We start from the raw sequence: 13856 nt of genomic DNA, 5'->3' as shown, positions 1-13856 counted from the left end.
CGGACTGGAAAGCGAGGAAGGCAAGGGCCCGGATGGGCCCACCCGCCGCTTGAGGGCATGCTTAAGTCACCCCCGGTCATAGCGGTAGGGCCCGCCCTTCTTCACGGCCGCGCGATAGGCCGGACGCGTCTGGATGCGGGTCACGAAGGCGGCTAGGTGGGCGAAGTGCTGGCCGGTGCCGGGCATCATCATGGCCGCCTCGATGGGGAAGCTCATCTGGATGTCGGCGGCGGTGAACTGGTCGCCCATGAACCAGGGCCCCTGGGCCAGCTCGGCGTTCATATAGCCCAGGTGGTTGGCGGTTTCGCTGGCGATGCGGGGCTGCAGGGGCGCGGCCGCCTCGCCCAGGCGGCTGGTGTAGAGATGCAGCAGCAGGGGCAGCATGGCCGACCCCTCGGCGAAGTGCATCCAGTGCAGGTAGCGCGCCTGGGCGGCCCGGTCGCCCGGTGCCGGGGCCAGGCGCCCCTCGCCATAGGTGCGCACCAGATACTCGATGATGGCGCCCGATTCCGCCAGCACCAGGCCGTCATCCTCGATCACCGGCGACTTGCCCAGCGGATGGACGGTCTTCAGCGCCGGCGGCGCCAGCTGGGTGGCGGGGTCGCGCTCATAGCGTACCACCTGGTAGGGCAGCCCCAGTTCCTCCAGCGCCCACAGCACGCGCTGGGAGCGGGAGTTGTTCAGGTGATGGACGATGATCATGGAAGCGCCCTCCGGCTTTCTGGTTATGAAGTACCCTTTACGGCCCGCTTACAGGCCCAGATCAACCGCCAGCCGCCGGGCCAGCGCCTCGGCCTCGCCGGCGGCGTAGGCCCGCTCATGGCCCGAGCCCCAGATGGGCCCCGGCCACGCGGCATCCTCGCGCTTGCGGGCCACCACGTGGACATGCAGTTGCGGCACCATGTTGCCGATGGCGGCGACGTTCAGCTTGTCGGGCGCGAACGCCGCCTCCATGGCCTGCGAGGCCTGGGTGATCTCGGCCATCAGCTGGACCTGGTCGACCGTGGCCAGCCTATGGATCTCGACGGCGCCGACACGGCGCGGCACCAGGATCAGCCAGGGCCAGGAGGCGTTGCGGGACAGCAGTGCGCGGCAGAGGGCCAGGTCGCCCACCGCCACGGTGTCGGCGGCCAGGCGGGGGTGCAGCGTGAAGTCGTCGGCGCTTGTCATTTCAGGGAAATCCACTCCTGGACCAGTGGCTGGGGCTCGGCGTCGCGATGCGGACGACCGTGTCCGCAATACCGCTGGACGCCGCCGCCGGGATGGCTATGTACTACTGCCCGACGCCGCCCGTCCAAAGGGTTCGGCTGTGGGGTGGATGACGGGGCCTGACCTGGTGGCCTGGCTGATGGCCTGGTTTAGGGGGCCGGATTGACGCCGGACTGCCGGACGGCGGTCTTTCGTCCACAAAATTGCCCCATAGTCGTGCCCCCATAGTCGTGCCATTGGAAGGGGCGGGTCGCGCGGGGGGTGCCCTAGGGCGGGGAACCGCCCTGTTTGTTCATATGTTTCCGGTCCGCCGTTTTGCTATTCCGTCGCCATCATCCCGTTCATCGTTCTCCCGTTCCAGGGGCAGGGGTCGTTCACAATGCGTAAGATTTTGAGGATGCAGAAATCCGCCTGGGCGGTCCTGCTTCTTCTGGTGCTGGGCAACATCGGCGCGTGGGCGATCGTCAATCGCCCGGCCGTGGAGCGCCCGTGGGCCGGCACCATCGCCGGCGTGGCCTTCGTGCCCTTCCAGGCCAACCAGACCCCGCAGAACGGCGACAGCCCCACCGCCGATGACATCAAGCGCGACCTGGACGTGGTGGCACCGCATGTGCAGTCCATCCGCACCTACCAGGTGGGCAACGGCATCGACCAGGTGGCGCCCATCGCCCTGGAGCGCTACCCCAACCTGACCATCACCCAGGGCGCCTGGCTGTCCAAGGACATGGCCGCCAACGAGGCGGAACTGGCGGGCCTGGTGCGCGTTGCGCGCGCCAACGCCAACGTGAAGCGGGTCATGGTCGGCAACGAGGTGCTGTTCCGCGACGACTTCAGCGTCGCCCAGCTGATCGACTACATCCAGCGCGTGAAGCGCCAAGTCAACGTGCCGGTGTCCACGGCCGAGCCGTCCTACGTCTGGCTGAACCACCCGGAACTGGCCGACGCCTGCGACTTCATCACCATCCACCTGCTGCCCTACTGGAATAAGGTGTCGGTGGACCACGCGGTGGACGACGCCATGGCGGCCTACCGCCAGGTGCAGGAACGCTTCCCCAACAAGCACATCCTGATCGGCGAGACCGGCTGGCCATCCGACGGCGCCTATCGCGGGGCGGCCGAGGCCGGGTTGGTGAACGAGGCCAAGTACATCCGCAGCTTCCTGAACATCGCGGGCCAGCAGCGCCTGGATTTCTACATCATGGAGGCCTTCGACCAGCCGTGGAAGCGCACGCTGGGCGGCACGGCGGAGACGGCCTGGGGCATCTGGGACGCCCACCGCCACCAGAAGTTCCCCATGGTGGGCGGCATCCTGGAGGTGCCGTCGTGGCGGGTGCTGTGCGCCATCGCCACCGCCCTCGCCTTCCTGCCCATGTTCTTCTTCGTCCTGGCCCGCGACGACCTGAAATGGCGCGGCCAGCTGTTCTACGGCTTCCTGATCCAGACGGTGGCCTCGGTCCTGGTATGGACGGGCACCCAGGCCCTGACCGTGGGCATGGGCACCCTGTCCTTCACCGCCTTCATGGTGCTGATCCTCGCCCAGCTGATCCTGTTCGCCGTCATGCTGATCGACGGCCTGGAACTGACGGAGGTGGTGTGGACCCAGCGCTGGAAGCGGCGCTACACGCCGGTGCGGGAGCCGCTGGGCGACTACACGCCCAAGGTTTCCATCCACGTGCCCTGCTACAACGAGCCGGCGCACATGGTGATCGAGACCCTGGACGCGCTGGCGGCCATGGACTACCCCAATTTCGAAGTCCTGGTGATCGACAACAACACCAAGGACGAGGCGGTGTGGCGCCCGCTGGAGGAATATTGCGCCAAGTTGGGGCCGCGCTTCCGCTTCTTCCATCTGCCGCGCTGGCCGGGTTTCAAGGGCGGCGCCCTGAACTTCGGCCTGTCCGTCACCGCCCCGGACGTGGAGGTGGTGGGCGTCATCGACAGCGACTACCAGGTCACGCCCGACTGGCTGTCGGCCACCATCCCCTATTTCAAGCGGCCGGAGGTGGGCTTCGTCCAGTCGCCGCAGGACTACCGCGACTGGTCCGACGACGCCTTCAAGTCGATGATCAACTGGGAATACCAGGGCTTTTTCCACATCGGCATGATCCAGCGCAACGAGCGCAACGCCATCATCCAGCACGGCACCATGACCCTGGTGCGCAAAAGCGCCCTGGACGGCGTGGGCCGCTGGGCCGAATGGTGCATCTGCGAGGATTCGGAACTGGGCCTGCGCCTGTTCGAGGAGAAGCTGGAGGCGGTCTACATGCCCGACAGCTTCGGCCAGGGCCTGGTCCCCGACAGCTTCGCCGGCTACAAGACCCAACGCTTCCGCTGGGCCTACGGCGCCGTGCAGATCCTGAAGCGCCACTGGCGCGAGATGATGCCGGGCGGCACCAAGCTGACCGCCGGGCAGAAGTACCACTTCATCACCGGCTGGCTGCCCTGGTTCGCCGACGCCGCCCACATGGGCTTCGTCATCGGCGGCATCATCTGGTCGCTGGGCCTGCTGCTGCTGCCGCAGTGGATCGAGTTCCCGCCCACCGTCTTCATCCTGCCCACCCTCAGCGTCTTCTTCTTCAAGGTGCTGTGCGGCCTGTGGCTGTATGGGGAGCGGGTGAAGTGCCGCTTCATCGACAAGCTGGGGGCCGCCATCGCCGGCATGGCGCTGACCCACACCGTGGGGCGGGCCGTATGGGTGGGCCTGTTCACCAGCGGCCGCCCCTTCGTGCGCACGCCGAAGTGCGAGGATCAGCCCGCCCTGATCCAGGGCTTCCTGCACGCGCGGGAAGAGGTGGTGCTGATGCTGGGCCTGTGGCTGGCCGCCGCCGCCATCGCCCTGCTGAAGGGCAGCGACAACCGCGACGCCTACGTCTGGGCCACCATGCTGGTCGTCCAGTCCTTCCCCTACATCGCGGCCCTGTTCCTCAGCACCCTGAACGCCCTGCCCAAGGGCGGCGGGGCCGAGGCCACCGCCCCGGCGGAATGAGGCGGCCGCCAGGCACTGGTATCCAAGCGCTTGGATAAGGCCGGGGCGGCGGGGCAACCTGCCGCCCCTTCCTTTTCGGGCACAATTCCGTGACCAAGGCCCCCGAGTCGGGGACACGCGACGCTTGGCCACGCTAACCTGACGGCGGATCGGCGCTGAGAGAGCCGGCCGGAATGCCGCCAACAGGGGACGCAATGGTGAAGACCCACGCGCTTTCATCCCAGGCACCGGAAACCGAAACGGCGGAGGGTGAAACCCATCAACACGAACACGGCGACACGGACGTGCAGGATGTGCTGGCCGCCAACCGCCGCTTCTACCGGGCCTTCGCCGACCGCGACGTCGCCGGCATGGAGGCCTTGTGGGCGCAGGACCGTGACGTGCGCTGCGTCCATCCCGGCTGGCCGGTGCTGTCGGGTCGCGAACCCGTGATGCGCAGCTGGCGCGAGTTGCTGGGCAATCCCCGGTCGCCGGGTGTGCGCCACCAGAGCGAACAGGCCACGGTGTGCGGCGACATCGGCTGGGTGGTGTGCGAGGAGTTCGTGGCGAACACGGCACTGGTGGTCACCAACCTGTTCGCCCGTTCCGGCGGCGGCTGGCAGATGATTCATCACCAGGCCACGCCCATCTCCTCCATCGCCGCGTTCGAGGACGCCAGCGGCTATGAGGATCTGAACGGTCGGCCGCCGACGCTGCATTAGTACGACTAATCCGATCTGCGTCCTTGCGGCCGCCCCGCTTTTCCGTACTGTTATCGCTAACAATATGGAAGAGGGAGAGGACCCCATGCGGCGTTGGCTGCGCATCGCGAGCTTGTTACCGACCTTATTGGCCGCCGGCACGGCGTTGGCCGCGCCGGCCAAGTCACCCGCCCCCACGCCCCCCATGGGGTGGAACAGCTGGGACGCCTACGGCTTCACCATCGACGAGGCCGACTTCAAGGCCAACGCCGGCGTCCTGGCGACGCTGAAGCCCTATGGCTGGACCTACGCCGTGGTGGATGAAGGCTGGTATATGGCCGACCCCTTCGGCAAGTCTCTGGCGGAGCGGCAATACCTGCTGGACGGCAACGGCCTGTTGGTCCCGGTACCTGCCCGCTTCCCCTCCGCCGCTGGCGGCCAGGGCTTCAAGCCGCTGGCCGACTGGCTGCATGCCCAGGGCCTGAAGTTCGGTTTGCACATCGTGCGCGGCATCCCCAAGCAGGCCGTGGAGCGGAACACGCCGGTGGCGGGGTCGTCCTTCCACGCCGCCGACGCGGCGGACACCGCCGACACCTGCCCCTGGGACGATGGCAACTACGGGGTGCGCGACACCGCCGCCGGCCAGGCCTACTATGATTCGATGATGGCCCAGTACGCGCGGTGGGGGCTGGATTTCCTGAAGGTCGACTGCATCGCCGACCATCCCTACAAGGTCAGTGAAATCCGGCAGATCAGCAGCGCCATCGCCAAGACCGGCCGGCCCATCGTGCTGAGCCTGTCCCCCGGCCCCACCAACCTGTCCCACGCGGATGAGATCAGCCGCTATGGCCAGATGTGGCGCATCACCAACGACGTCTGGGACGGCTGGACCTTCCCGCATGACAAGCCCACGGACGGCTTCCCCTATGGCCTGCGCGACCTGTTCGACGTCCTGCCGGGCTGGGCGCCCCATGCCAAGCATGGCCGCTGGCCCGACGCCGACATGCTGCCCATCGGTGTGCTGGAACCCAATCCCGGCTGGGGCGACCCGCGCACGTCGCGACTGACGGCCGATGAGCAGCGCACCCAGGTGACCCTGTGGGCCATCGCCCGGTCGCCCCTGATCCTGGGCGCCAACCTCACCAAGCTGGACGAGGCCACGCGCGCCCTGATCACCAATCGCGCCGTCATCCAGGTGGACCAGACGGCCACGGAAAGCCACCCCGTGACGGACCTGCCGGCCGGCTTCGATAACGCGCGCGTCTGGCTGGCCACGGGCGCCAAGGGCCAGCACTACCTGGCCCTGTTCAACCTGGACGACAAGCCGTCGACGCTGGCGGCGTCCTGGGGAAAGCTGGGCCTGGCCGGCGGCAACCTCACCGCCCACGACCTGTGGACGGGCAAGGCCCTGCCGGCGGCGGACAGCCTGAGCGTCACGCTGCCCGCGCATGGCAGCGCGCTTTATGAAGTGAAGTAAATGAAGTGAAGTAAGCCGGGAAAAAGCTGGGGCTGGCGCCGGGGTCACTCCCGGCGCAGCACCTTGTCCGCCAGTACGCTGGCCCACCAGCGCGTCATGAACGTCTTCTTGAACTCGGGCGGGTCATAGACGTCGTCCACCCAGCTGTAGAAGGCGTCGACGTTGGGCTCGATCCCCTGGGCCTGGGCGTAGGCCAGGAAGGTCTCGAAGAAGTGGTCCAGGATGCCGGTCTTGGCATGGCGCAGGTGGCCGTACTTGGGGCTGAGCTGACCCAGCGCCGTTTTCAGCGGTACCCCCTCATGCACGAACTGGTACAGCACGCTCATGAAGCCGACGCGGTCGGACCCGGCCTTGCAGTGCATCAGCACGGGATACTGGGCGTCGCGCCAAATCTGCCGCGCCTGGTGCAGGATGTGCTTCTTGGGCGCGTCGCGGGAATTGACGGCGAAGTTCACTAGGGTCAGGCCGTGGCGGGTGCAGGCCTCATCCTCCAGCACCCAGGACCCGCAATTGTCGCGGCGGCCGCGCAGGTTGATGACGGTGCGCACGCCCAAGCGGGCGGCCTGGGCGATGTGGCGCGGCGTCGGCTGGCTGGACCGGTACAGCCGCGGTGAAATCTTGAACATGTTCTTGTAGATCATGCGGATGAACGCGTGATCCTTGAAGAAGCTGTTCAGATAGCGCTTGAAACCGCGAATCTGGTTCGGCGGCACGGCGGCGTGGGAGGGGGTGGGCTGCCCCCCGGGCGCGGTGTGGGAGGGCGGCGCCCCGGGGCCGGCCGCCGGCATCTTGTCCACCGTCGCGGCCTGCAGCCGATAGTCCGTCATCGCGTGCACTTATCCTAAAGCAAAGGCAGGAAACCACCGGCCCGCCATCCCAGGGGATCCGTCAGGCATACGGCCCCTATATAGGGTGTTTGCCCGCCGGGGGCGAGGGCCTCGCGCGCATGGGCGCATCGACCGCAGGCCCGCGCGGGCGGATATAATGGATTGAGCGCCGCCGGTCAGCGCGCCCCGGGTCAGCGCCCCATGGGACGGACATGGCTGGCGTCCAGCCGATCCAGCCGCTCGAAGAAGGGGGCCACCACCGACCGGTCCTGCTTGGTTTCCTGTTCCAGGGCGGCTCGGTCCTGCTCGGTCCAGCGGACCAGGGTGGCCATCTCCTGCCGCTCGAAGGCGCTGAGACTGGAGGCGGACGCCAGCTTCTGCGCCGCCGCCCCTCTTTCCACCGGTTCCTCCGCCGCGCGGGCCGCCTGCCGGGCGGCCAGCACGCGCTGGGTCACCTGGCGCCAGCGCCGCTCATCAAAGCCATACTTGGCCAGCAGGGACTTCGCCTCCGGCCCCGGGTGGGCCAGCAGGACGAAAGCGGGCTGCCCATCGTCCGGCGCGGACGCGACCAGGGCCTCCGCCGCGGTGACGTAGCGGCCGACCTCGGCGGCGTCCAGACGCTCATGCGCCAACATCGGCGCGGATACCATCAGAACCACTAACGCGGCTGCGAAACGCATCGTTTGCCCCCAAACGTTCGCGCGCCAAATGTGATCGTTTCTTATATCGGGCACGCAACGACATTTCCAGCGGAAAGCCTGTAAGTGGAGAGTAGAATTGAAGAATTATGGCGGGGGTATGGCTGACGCAGCGCTTGGCGCGAACTCTTCCGGAGAGCACGCAAGGACAGGCCTGCGGCGGAGGCGCGCATGCCCCTTGAATGATGCCATGACGTGCCCTAGGGTCCCGTCGCACCCATGGGTTTCATTTAGGATAAGACGTAGCCCCGTGTCCCGCTTCACCGCCCGTCTTCTTGCCGCCGGCACCGCTCTGGTCCTGGCCGGTTCCGCCCTTGCCCAGACCACGCCCCAGCCGGATCAAGCCTCGGGGGGCCAAGCGCCGGCCGGCGGTGGCGACAGCGGCGGCCTGATCCTGCCGGGCGCCATTTCCTCCGGTTCCAGCGTGGCCGCCCCGCAGCAGGCGCCTGTGCCGTCCGGTCCGGCCATGGGTCCGGCCTCCGGCCCCGCTATGGGCCCCAGCGCCGGTCCGCGCCAGGCCCCGGCCGCGCAGGCCCCGATCGCCGGTCCCGCCACCGGCCCGGCGGCGCCCGCTGGCGCGCCGGCCGCGTCAAAGGTCGGCACCGTCACCGGCAACTGGCAGGTGGGTCCCCAGGTCTACACCGACGGCAGCTTCAAGCTGTGCGAGGCGCAGGCCAGCTTCGACAACGGCCTGGCGCTGGTCTTCCTGGCCCTGCCCGTGCCGCAGGCCGAGCAGCAGGCGAAGAAGCTGCCGCCCAAGATCATCAACCTGGTGATCGGCGTGCCCGGCGCCAACATGCCGCCGGGCCAGGGCCCGGCCATCAAGCTGAAGCTCGACGGCAAGCTGGAGCAGACGCGCGGCTCGCAGGTCATCCAGCCGAACGCCATCATGACCGGCTTCGACCCGATGGACGCCAACTTCATGAAGGCGCTGCCGGCGGCCAACAAGCTGGAGATCACCAGCCCCAACGACACCGCCACCTTCGTGCTGAAGGGCGGCACCAAGGCGTTCAAGGACCTCAACGCCTGCTTCGACCAGGCCATGGCCGGCAAGCTGCAGTTGCCCGCCCCGCCGCCCGCCATCCCGCCGGCTTTCGCCGCCCTGCTGATGGATGCCGGCCTGAAGGACGCCCATCCCCTGCCCGTCGACAAGATGTCGCCGCAGGAGCGGCCGGGTGACTTCGCCTGGGCCATTCAGAAGGACGTCATCGGTTCCTTGCGGTCCGTCGGACTGAAGCCCGAGGCCGGCGATCTGGAAAAGATCATGCAGAACTACCTGGACAGCCTGTCCAAGGGCTGCCAGGGCACCTACACCCCGACCAAGGGCAAGCTGGAGAAGCTGCTGCAGATCGACATGCAGACGGGTTCCGCCAGCTGCAAGACGGACAAGGGTGAGTTCTACGCCAACCTGATCCTGTACCTGACCAAGGACCGGCAGCTGTTCATCATCTCGCACGAGGCGCCGGTGGCGTCCAAGGCCGTGGCCGACAACGCCGGCAACGCCATCGCCGGCGTGCTGCGCAAGAAGGCCAACGAGCCGCCGCCCGCCCAGGGCGCGCAGCAGCAGCCGGCCCAGGGCCCCCGCCCGGCCGCTGGCCCGCGCAAGCAGCAGTAAGGACCAGCGATCCGGCTGAAATTGAGAACGGGAGGGGCCAACACCCCTCCCGTTTTCTTTTGGGCCCCGGCCCTTCGCCTGGGCGGTCGCCCAAAAACCTACACCACTTCCCGCACCAGCTTGGACAGGAAGGCGTCGGCGAAAGCATGGCGGTTGGCGGCGGTGATGACGAAGGCGTCCTCCCCCGCGACCACGTTCTCGCGGTAGTAGGGTTCCAGCCAGTCGTATTCGTCCAGGATGACCAGGCCGTTCACGCCCACGCCGGCGGCCTGGGCGTGCGCTCGGGCGGAGCGGGGATCGATGCCGCCGTTGTTGAAGCCGTTGCTGACCAGGTCGATGGTCCGTCGGTCGGCGCTGTAGGGGCAGGCGTCCAGCTGGCGCACGGCCTGGACGATGCAATCGCCCAGCGCCGTGTTGCCGCCCATGGCGACACCGGGCGCCTCATCGATGCGGTCGGCCAGGGCCAACGCGTCCTGGGGCCCGGCCAGCAGGGTCCAGGGCACTAGCGTTGTCAGGGTGCCGGGGCCGGAGAACAGGGCCAGTTGCACCGCCACCTTGCCCTTCGGTCCGCCGGCCAAGGCCTGGTGCACGGCCTTGTCGCGGAAGGCGGCGGCGTGGCCGCGCAGCTGGAAGTCCAGCATCACCTTGGAAATGCTGGCAGAGCTGTCAACCGCCATCACCAGGGCCAGGTCCACCGGCGTGCCGCCTCCGCGCGCCCAGGCCCGGCCCGTCAGGGCAGGGGCGGCCAGAGCCGCCCCCATGCCGGCCAGCAGCGCGCGCCGCGTCGGCTCGGCCATTCCTTGACCACCCTCACTCACGTCTCGTCCCATCTACCCGTAGTCCTATGGAGAAACGCGGCAGCACCCGGGCGGGATTAATCCTTGCCCCCGCCCCGCGCCCAGGCGACGACCTTGCGCATGACGGTGGGCAGGGCCTGGTCATGGAAATCGGCGGGGGTGCACCACACGCCCTCCACCGCCGCCCCATCGTCGTCCAGGTGGCCGCGAACGACGGTAAGTTCCAGGTGAAAATGGGTGAATGTATGGCGGACGACACCGGGCAGGCGCTGCCAGTCGGCGGCCGCCGGTGCCCAGCCCAGGGCCCGGGTATAGGCGAGGTCCACGCCAGGTTCCCACGCGCTGGACGGCACCTCCATCATCCCGCCCAGCAGGCCCGATTCGGGGCGGCGGCGCAGCAGCACCTGACCCCGGGCGTTGGTCAGCCAGAAGGCCACCCCCCGGCGGGTGGGCTTGGCGGCCTTCTCCGCCTTCAGCGGCAGCAGTTCGGCCAGGCCGTCGCGCCGGCCCCGGCAGGCCGCCATCCACGGGCACAGCACGCAGCGGGGGCTGCGCGGGCTGCACAAGGTGGCGCCCAGGTCGAACAGGGCCTGGGTGTAGTCGCCCGGCCGCTTTTCCGGCACCAGGGCGGCGGCCAGCGCCTTCAGCCTGGGCTTGGAGCCTGGCAGCGGGTCGGTCACGGCATAGATACGGGACATCACCCGTTCCACATTGCCGTCCATCGCCGTGGCGGGCCGGTCGAAGGCAATGGCCGCGATGGCGGCGGCGGTGTAGGCGCCAATGCCGGGCAAGTCCAGCAACGCCGCCTCATCCACCGGGAAGCGGCCGCCGTGCCGCGCCACCACCGCCTTGGCGCAGGCGTGCAGGTTGCGGGCCCGGGCGTAATAGCCAAGGCCGGCCCATTCCTTCAGCACCTCATCCAGGTCCACCGCCGCCAGGTCCGCGACCGTGGACCAGCGGGCCAGGAAGCGCTGGAAATAGGGGCCGACCGTCGCCACCGTCGTCTGCTGCAGCATGATCTCCGACAGCCAGACATGGTAGGGGTCGGCCTTGCCACCCGGGGCGGCACGCCAAGGCAGCACCCGGCGGTGGGCGTCGTACCAGGCCAGCAGGTCGGCGGGCCGGGGGGCGGGCAAATCGTTGCCGAGGGGAAGAGAGTCGCCTGCGACGATCATTGTGTGGTCAAAGCCCCTTGCGCCATGGTTCAACTGCCCCCAAACACTGTCCCAGACAAAGGGGTCGGCGTTAGCGGATACGCCGCCCCCGCAACCGTTTCAAGGTCCACCACCACCCATGCCCGGCCCCCGCCCCATCGGCCGCCACCTGAACGCCATCGCCGGCAAGGCGCTGGGTCCCCATGGCCCGGCCTTCGCCACCCTGCTGGCCGAGTGGGACGCCATCGTGGGCCCCCGCCTGGCCAGCGTGGCCCTGCCGCTGAAGCTGCAGTTCCCCAAGGGCCGGCAGGACGACGCCGTGCTGCACCTGGGCGTGGCCGGACCCGCCGCTTTGTTCATCCAGCATGAGGAGCCGCAGATCCTGCAACGGTTGAACGGCTTCTTCGGCTTTCGCGCCGTGGCGCGGCTGAAGCTGCTGCAGGCACCCCCCGCCACCAACCGGCGGCGCGACCGGCCGGCGCCGATTCCCCGCCGCCTGTCGGCGGGCGAGGCGGCGGCGCTGGAAACCCAGACGGCGGCCGTGGAAGACGGGGATTTGCGGGAGGCGCTGACCAGCCTGGGCCGCGCCATCCTGGCCACCGAAAAGCCGGCCGGGTCCCCGAAGCGATAGCCCCTCGGACGCGGCTTGCCGGCCCCCGGCGCCGCCCCCTATAGTCACTACAGTTGGTATCGGAGGAACTAAGGTGAACCTACATCTGCGTAATTCGCTGGCTGCCGCCCTGGTGGCTGCCGGTGCCCTGGCTGGTGTCCTGGCGGCCGGCGCGGCCCACGCCCAGGCGGCGGACGCCCCGGTCACCATCGACGTCGCCAGCGCCACCAGCCCGCGCGTGCTGGGCGATGTCAAGGCGCCCATCGTGCTGGAGGAATACGCCTCGTTCACCTGCCCGCACTGCGCCCATTTCGAGGAAGCGTTCCTGCCGCAGCTGAAGGCCGACTTCATCGACACCGGCCAGGTGCAGCTGGTGTTCCACGACTTCCCGCTGGACCAGCTGGCCTTCGCCGCCGAAATGGCCGCCCGCTGCCTGCCGCCCGACCGCTACACCGCCGCCAAGGGCCTGATCTTCAAGACGCAAGCGCAGTGGGAACACGCCGACGACCCGCTGAAGGCCTTGCAGCAGACCCTGCGCCTGGGCGGCATGTCCGACGCCACCTTCACCGCCTGCCTGAGCAACAAGCCGCTGCAGGACTTCATCACCCAGAGCCGGCTGGACGCGTCGGAAAAGCTGGGCGTGGACGGCACCCCGACCTTCTTCATCAAGAAGGGCGACGCCATGGTGGAGAAGATCGACAACCTGCGTGAATACAGCCAGCTGTCGGAAGCGCTGGTGAAGGCGGGTGCCAAGGCCCCGGCCAATCCGGCCCCGGCGCCGGCCACCAATGGCGCGCCCGCCGACCAGGCGGCCACCCCGGCCAGCACGACCCCGGCCAGCACCCCGGCCACCAGCACTCCGGCGGCCCCCGCCGCCGCGCCGTCCGCGGCCGGCGGCCCCAGCACCGGCCTGATCGTCGGCGGCATCGTCGCCGCCCTGGTCGTGCTGGGCGGCATCTTCATGCTGACCCGCCGCAAGAAGTGAGACCGGCGGCGTCCTGGGGACGGGGATCCCAAGGGCGCCGTCTTCGTGCCCGTGGCGTTTGAACCCGTCGCGTTTGAACCAGTCGCGTTTTGGAAGTCGGGATGGAGGGGGATATGGCAGGACGTTGGATGCGCGATCGGGCCGGCATGGTCCAGAGCCTGGTCATGGCGATGGCGGCGATTGCCGTCCCGCTGGCCCTGCCCGCGCCCGCCGTGGCCCAGACAGCGGTTGCCCCCGCGCCGTCCACGGGGGGCGGCATCGACATCGCCGCCGCCACCAGCACCCGCGCCCTGGGCAGCGGCAATGCCCCGGTGGTGATCGAGGAATACGCCTCCCTCTCCTGCCCGCACTGCGCCCATTTCGAGGAGACGATGCTGCCTCGCCTGAAGGCGGACTTCATCAATCCCGGGCAGGTGCGCTTCATCTTCCACGACACGCCCACCAACCGTGTGGGTTATCTGGCCCACATGGCCACGCGCTGCCTGCCCGTCGGCAGCTATAATGACGCCCGGAGCCTGCTGTTCAGCACCCAGGGCCAATGGCTGGGCGCCAAGGACCCGGAGGCGGGCCTCAAGGAGATGATGGGCATGGCCGGCCTGCCGGCGCCCGCCTATGACGCCTGCGTCGCCAGCAAGCCCATCCAGGACTACATCGCCGCCAGCAGCCAGGAGGCCACCGAGGCGAAGGTCGAACAGACACCCACGCTGATCATCCGCAAGGGCGGCAAGGAAGTGGACCGCATCGCCGGCCCCAACGACTATGACAAGCTGGCCGCCGCCCTGATCAAGGCGGGCGCCAAGGCACCGAAGAAGTAACCC

Annotated in this window: 13 protein-coding genes; 7 read left to right on the top strand and 6 right to left on the bottom strand. The window is 68.7% G+C overall.

What is annotated here, in order from left to right:
* Positions 1–66: 66 nt before the first annotated feature.
* Both FBZ88_RS17625 and FBZ88_RS17620 read right to left on the bottom strand, forming a co-directional pair.
* Positions 67–702, bottom strand: a complete 636-nt coding sequence (locus tag FBZ88_RS17625) for a glutathione S-transferase family protein (RefSeq protein ID WP_088870853.1) — start codon at positions 700–702, stop codon at positions 67–69.
* Between the two features lie 48 nt (positions 703–750).
* Positions 751–1170: an HIT domain-containing protein gene (locus tag FBZ88_RS17620; RefSeq protein ID WP_145618519.1), complete on the bottom strand. Its 420-nt coding sequence runs from the start codon at positions 1168–1170 to the stop codon at positions 751–753.
* Positions 1171–1606: 436 nt separating this feature from the next.
* On the opposite strand from FBZ88_RS17620, the gene FBZ88_RS17615 reads away from it, so the two are divergent.
* The 3 genes from FBZ88_RS17615 (at position 1607) to FBZ88_RS17605 (ending at position 6352) form a co-directional block, all read left to right on the top strand.
* Complete coding sequence (locus tag FBZ88_RS17615) at positions 1607–4195, top strand: glycosyltransferase (RefSeq protein ID WP_246138719.1); 2589 nt, start codon at positions 1607–1609, stop codon at positions 4193–4195.
* 194 nt (positions 4196–4389) lie between these two features.
* Positions 4390–4896 carry a nuclear transport factor 2 family protein gene (locus tag FBZ88_RS17610; protein ID WP_145618517.1) on the top strand — a complete coding sequence of 169 codons (507 nt, stop codon included), beginning with the start codon at positions 4390–4392 and terminating at the stop codon, positions 4894–4896.
* 85 nt (positions 4897–4981) lie between these two features.
* Positions 4982–6352: a glycoside hydrolase family 27 protein gene (locus tag FBZ88_RS17605; RefSeq protein ID WP_246138718.1), complete on the top strand. Its 1371-nt coding sequence runs from the start codon at positions 4982–4984 to the stop codon at positions 6350–6352.
* 44 nt (positions 6353–6396) lie between these two features.
* Here the strand turns inward: FBZ88_RS17605 and FBZ88_RS17600 are convergent, their stop codons facing one another.
* Together FBZ88_RS17600 and FBZ88_RS17595 are read right to left on the bottom strand one after the other, a co-directional pair.
* On the bottom strand, positions 6397–7179 hold the full coding sequence (locus FBZ88_RS17600) for a protein tyrosine phosphatase family protein (protein ID WP_246138717.1): 783 nt from the start codon (positions 7177–7179) through the stop codon (positions 6397–6399).
* A gap of 191 nt (positions 7180–7370) precedes the next feature.
* On the bottom strand, positions 7371–7829 hold the full coding sequence (locus FBZ88_RS17595; protein WP_145618516.1) for a hypothetical protein: 459 nt from the start codon (positions 7827–7829) through the stop codon (positions 7371–7373).
* A 298-nt stretch (positions 7830–8127) separates the two neighbouring features.
* Between FBZ88_RS17595 and FBZ88_RS17590 the strand changes: the two genes are divergently transcribed.
* Positions 8128–9492: a hypothetical protein gene (locus FBZ88_RS17590; protein ID WP_145618515.1), complete on the top strand. Its 1365-nt coding sequence runs from the start codon at positions 8128–8130 to the stop codon at positions 9490–9492.
* A gap of 98 nt (positions 9493–9590) precedes the next feature.
* Here the strand turns inward: FBZ88_RS17590 and FBZ88_RS17585 are convergent, their stop codons facing one another.
* Positions 9591–10289 carry a DUF1194 domain-containing protein gene (locus FBZ88_RS17585; RefSeq protein ID WP_186464465.1) on the bottom strand — a complete coding sequence of 233 codons (699 nt, stop codon included), beginning with the start codon at positions 10287–10289 and terminating at the stop codon, positions 9591–9593.
* A 77-nt stretch (positions 10290–10366) separates the two neighbouring features.
* Positions 10367–11464, bottom strand: a complete 1098-nt coding sequence (mutY, locus tag FBZ88_RS17580) for an A/G-specific adenine glycosylase (protein WP_145618513.1) — start codon at positions 11462–11464, stop codon at positions 10367–10369.
* 118 nt (positions 11465–11582) lie between these two features.
* On the opposite strand from mutY, the gene FBZ88_RS17575 reads away from it, so the two are divergent.
* The 3 genes from FBZ88_RS17575 to FBZ88_RS17565 all read left to right on the top strand — a co-directional run bounded on the left by FBZ88_RS17575 (position 11583) and on the right by FBZ88_RS17565 (position 13853).
* Positions 11583–12074, top strand: coding sequence for a DUF721 domain-containing protein (locus tag FBZ88_RS17575; RefSeq protein WP_088870846.1), 492 nt, complete (start codon positions 11583–11585; stop codon positions 12072–12074).
* A gap of 73 nt (positions 12075–12147) precedes the next feature.
* Positions 12148–13038: a thioredoxin domain-containing protein gene (locus FBZ88_RS17570; RefSeq protein WP_145618512.1), complete on the top strand. Its 891-nt coding sequence runs from the start codon at positions 12148–12150 to the stop codon at positions 13036–13038.
* 128 nt (positions 13039–13166) lie between these two features.
* The gene (locus FBZ88_RS17565; protein ID WP_186464464.1) at positions 13167–13853 is read left to right on the top strand and encodes a thioredoxin domain-containing protein; all 687 of its coding nucleotides are present in this window, start codon (positions 13167–13169) and stop codon (positions 13851–13853) included.
* Positions 13854–13856: the final 3 nt, after the last annotated feature.

Source organism: Nitrospirillum bahiense, assembly GCF_007828025.1.
In the GTDB taxonomy this organism is placed as follows: domain Bacteria; phylum Pseudomonadota; class Alphaproteobacteria; order Azospirillales; family Azospirillaceae; genus Nitrospirillum; species Nitrospirillum amazonense.
The sequence above is the reverse complement of the archived record's forward strand: the minus strand, read 5'-3'. Positions and strand labels throughout refer to the sequence as shown.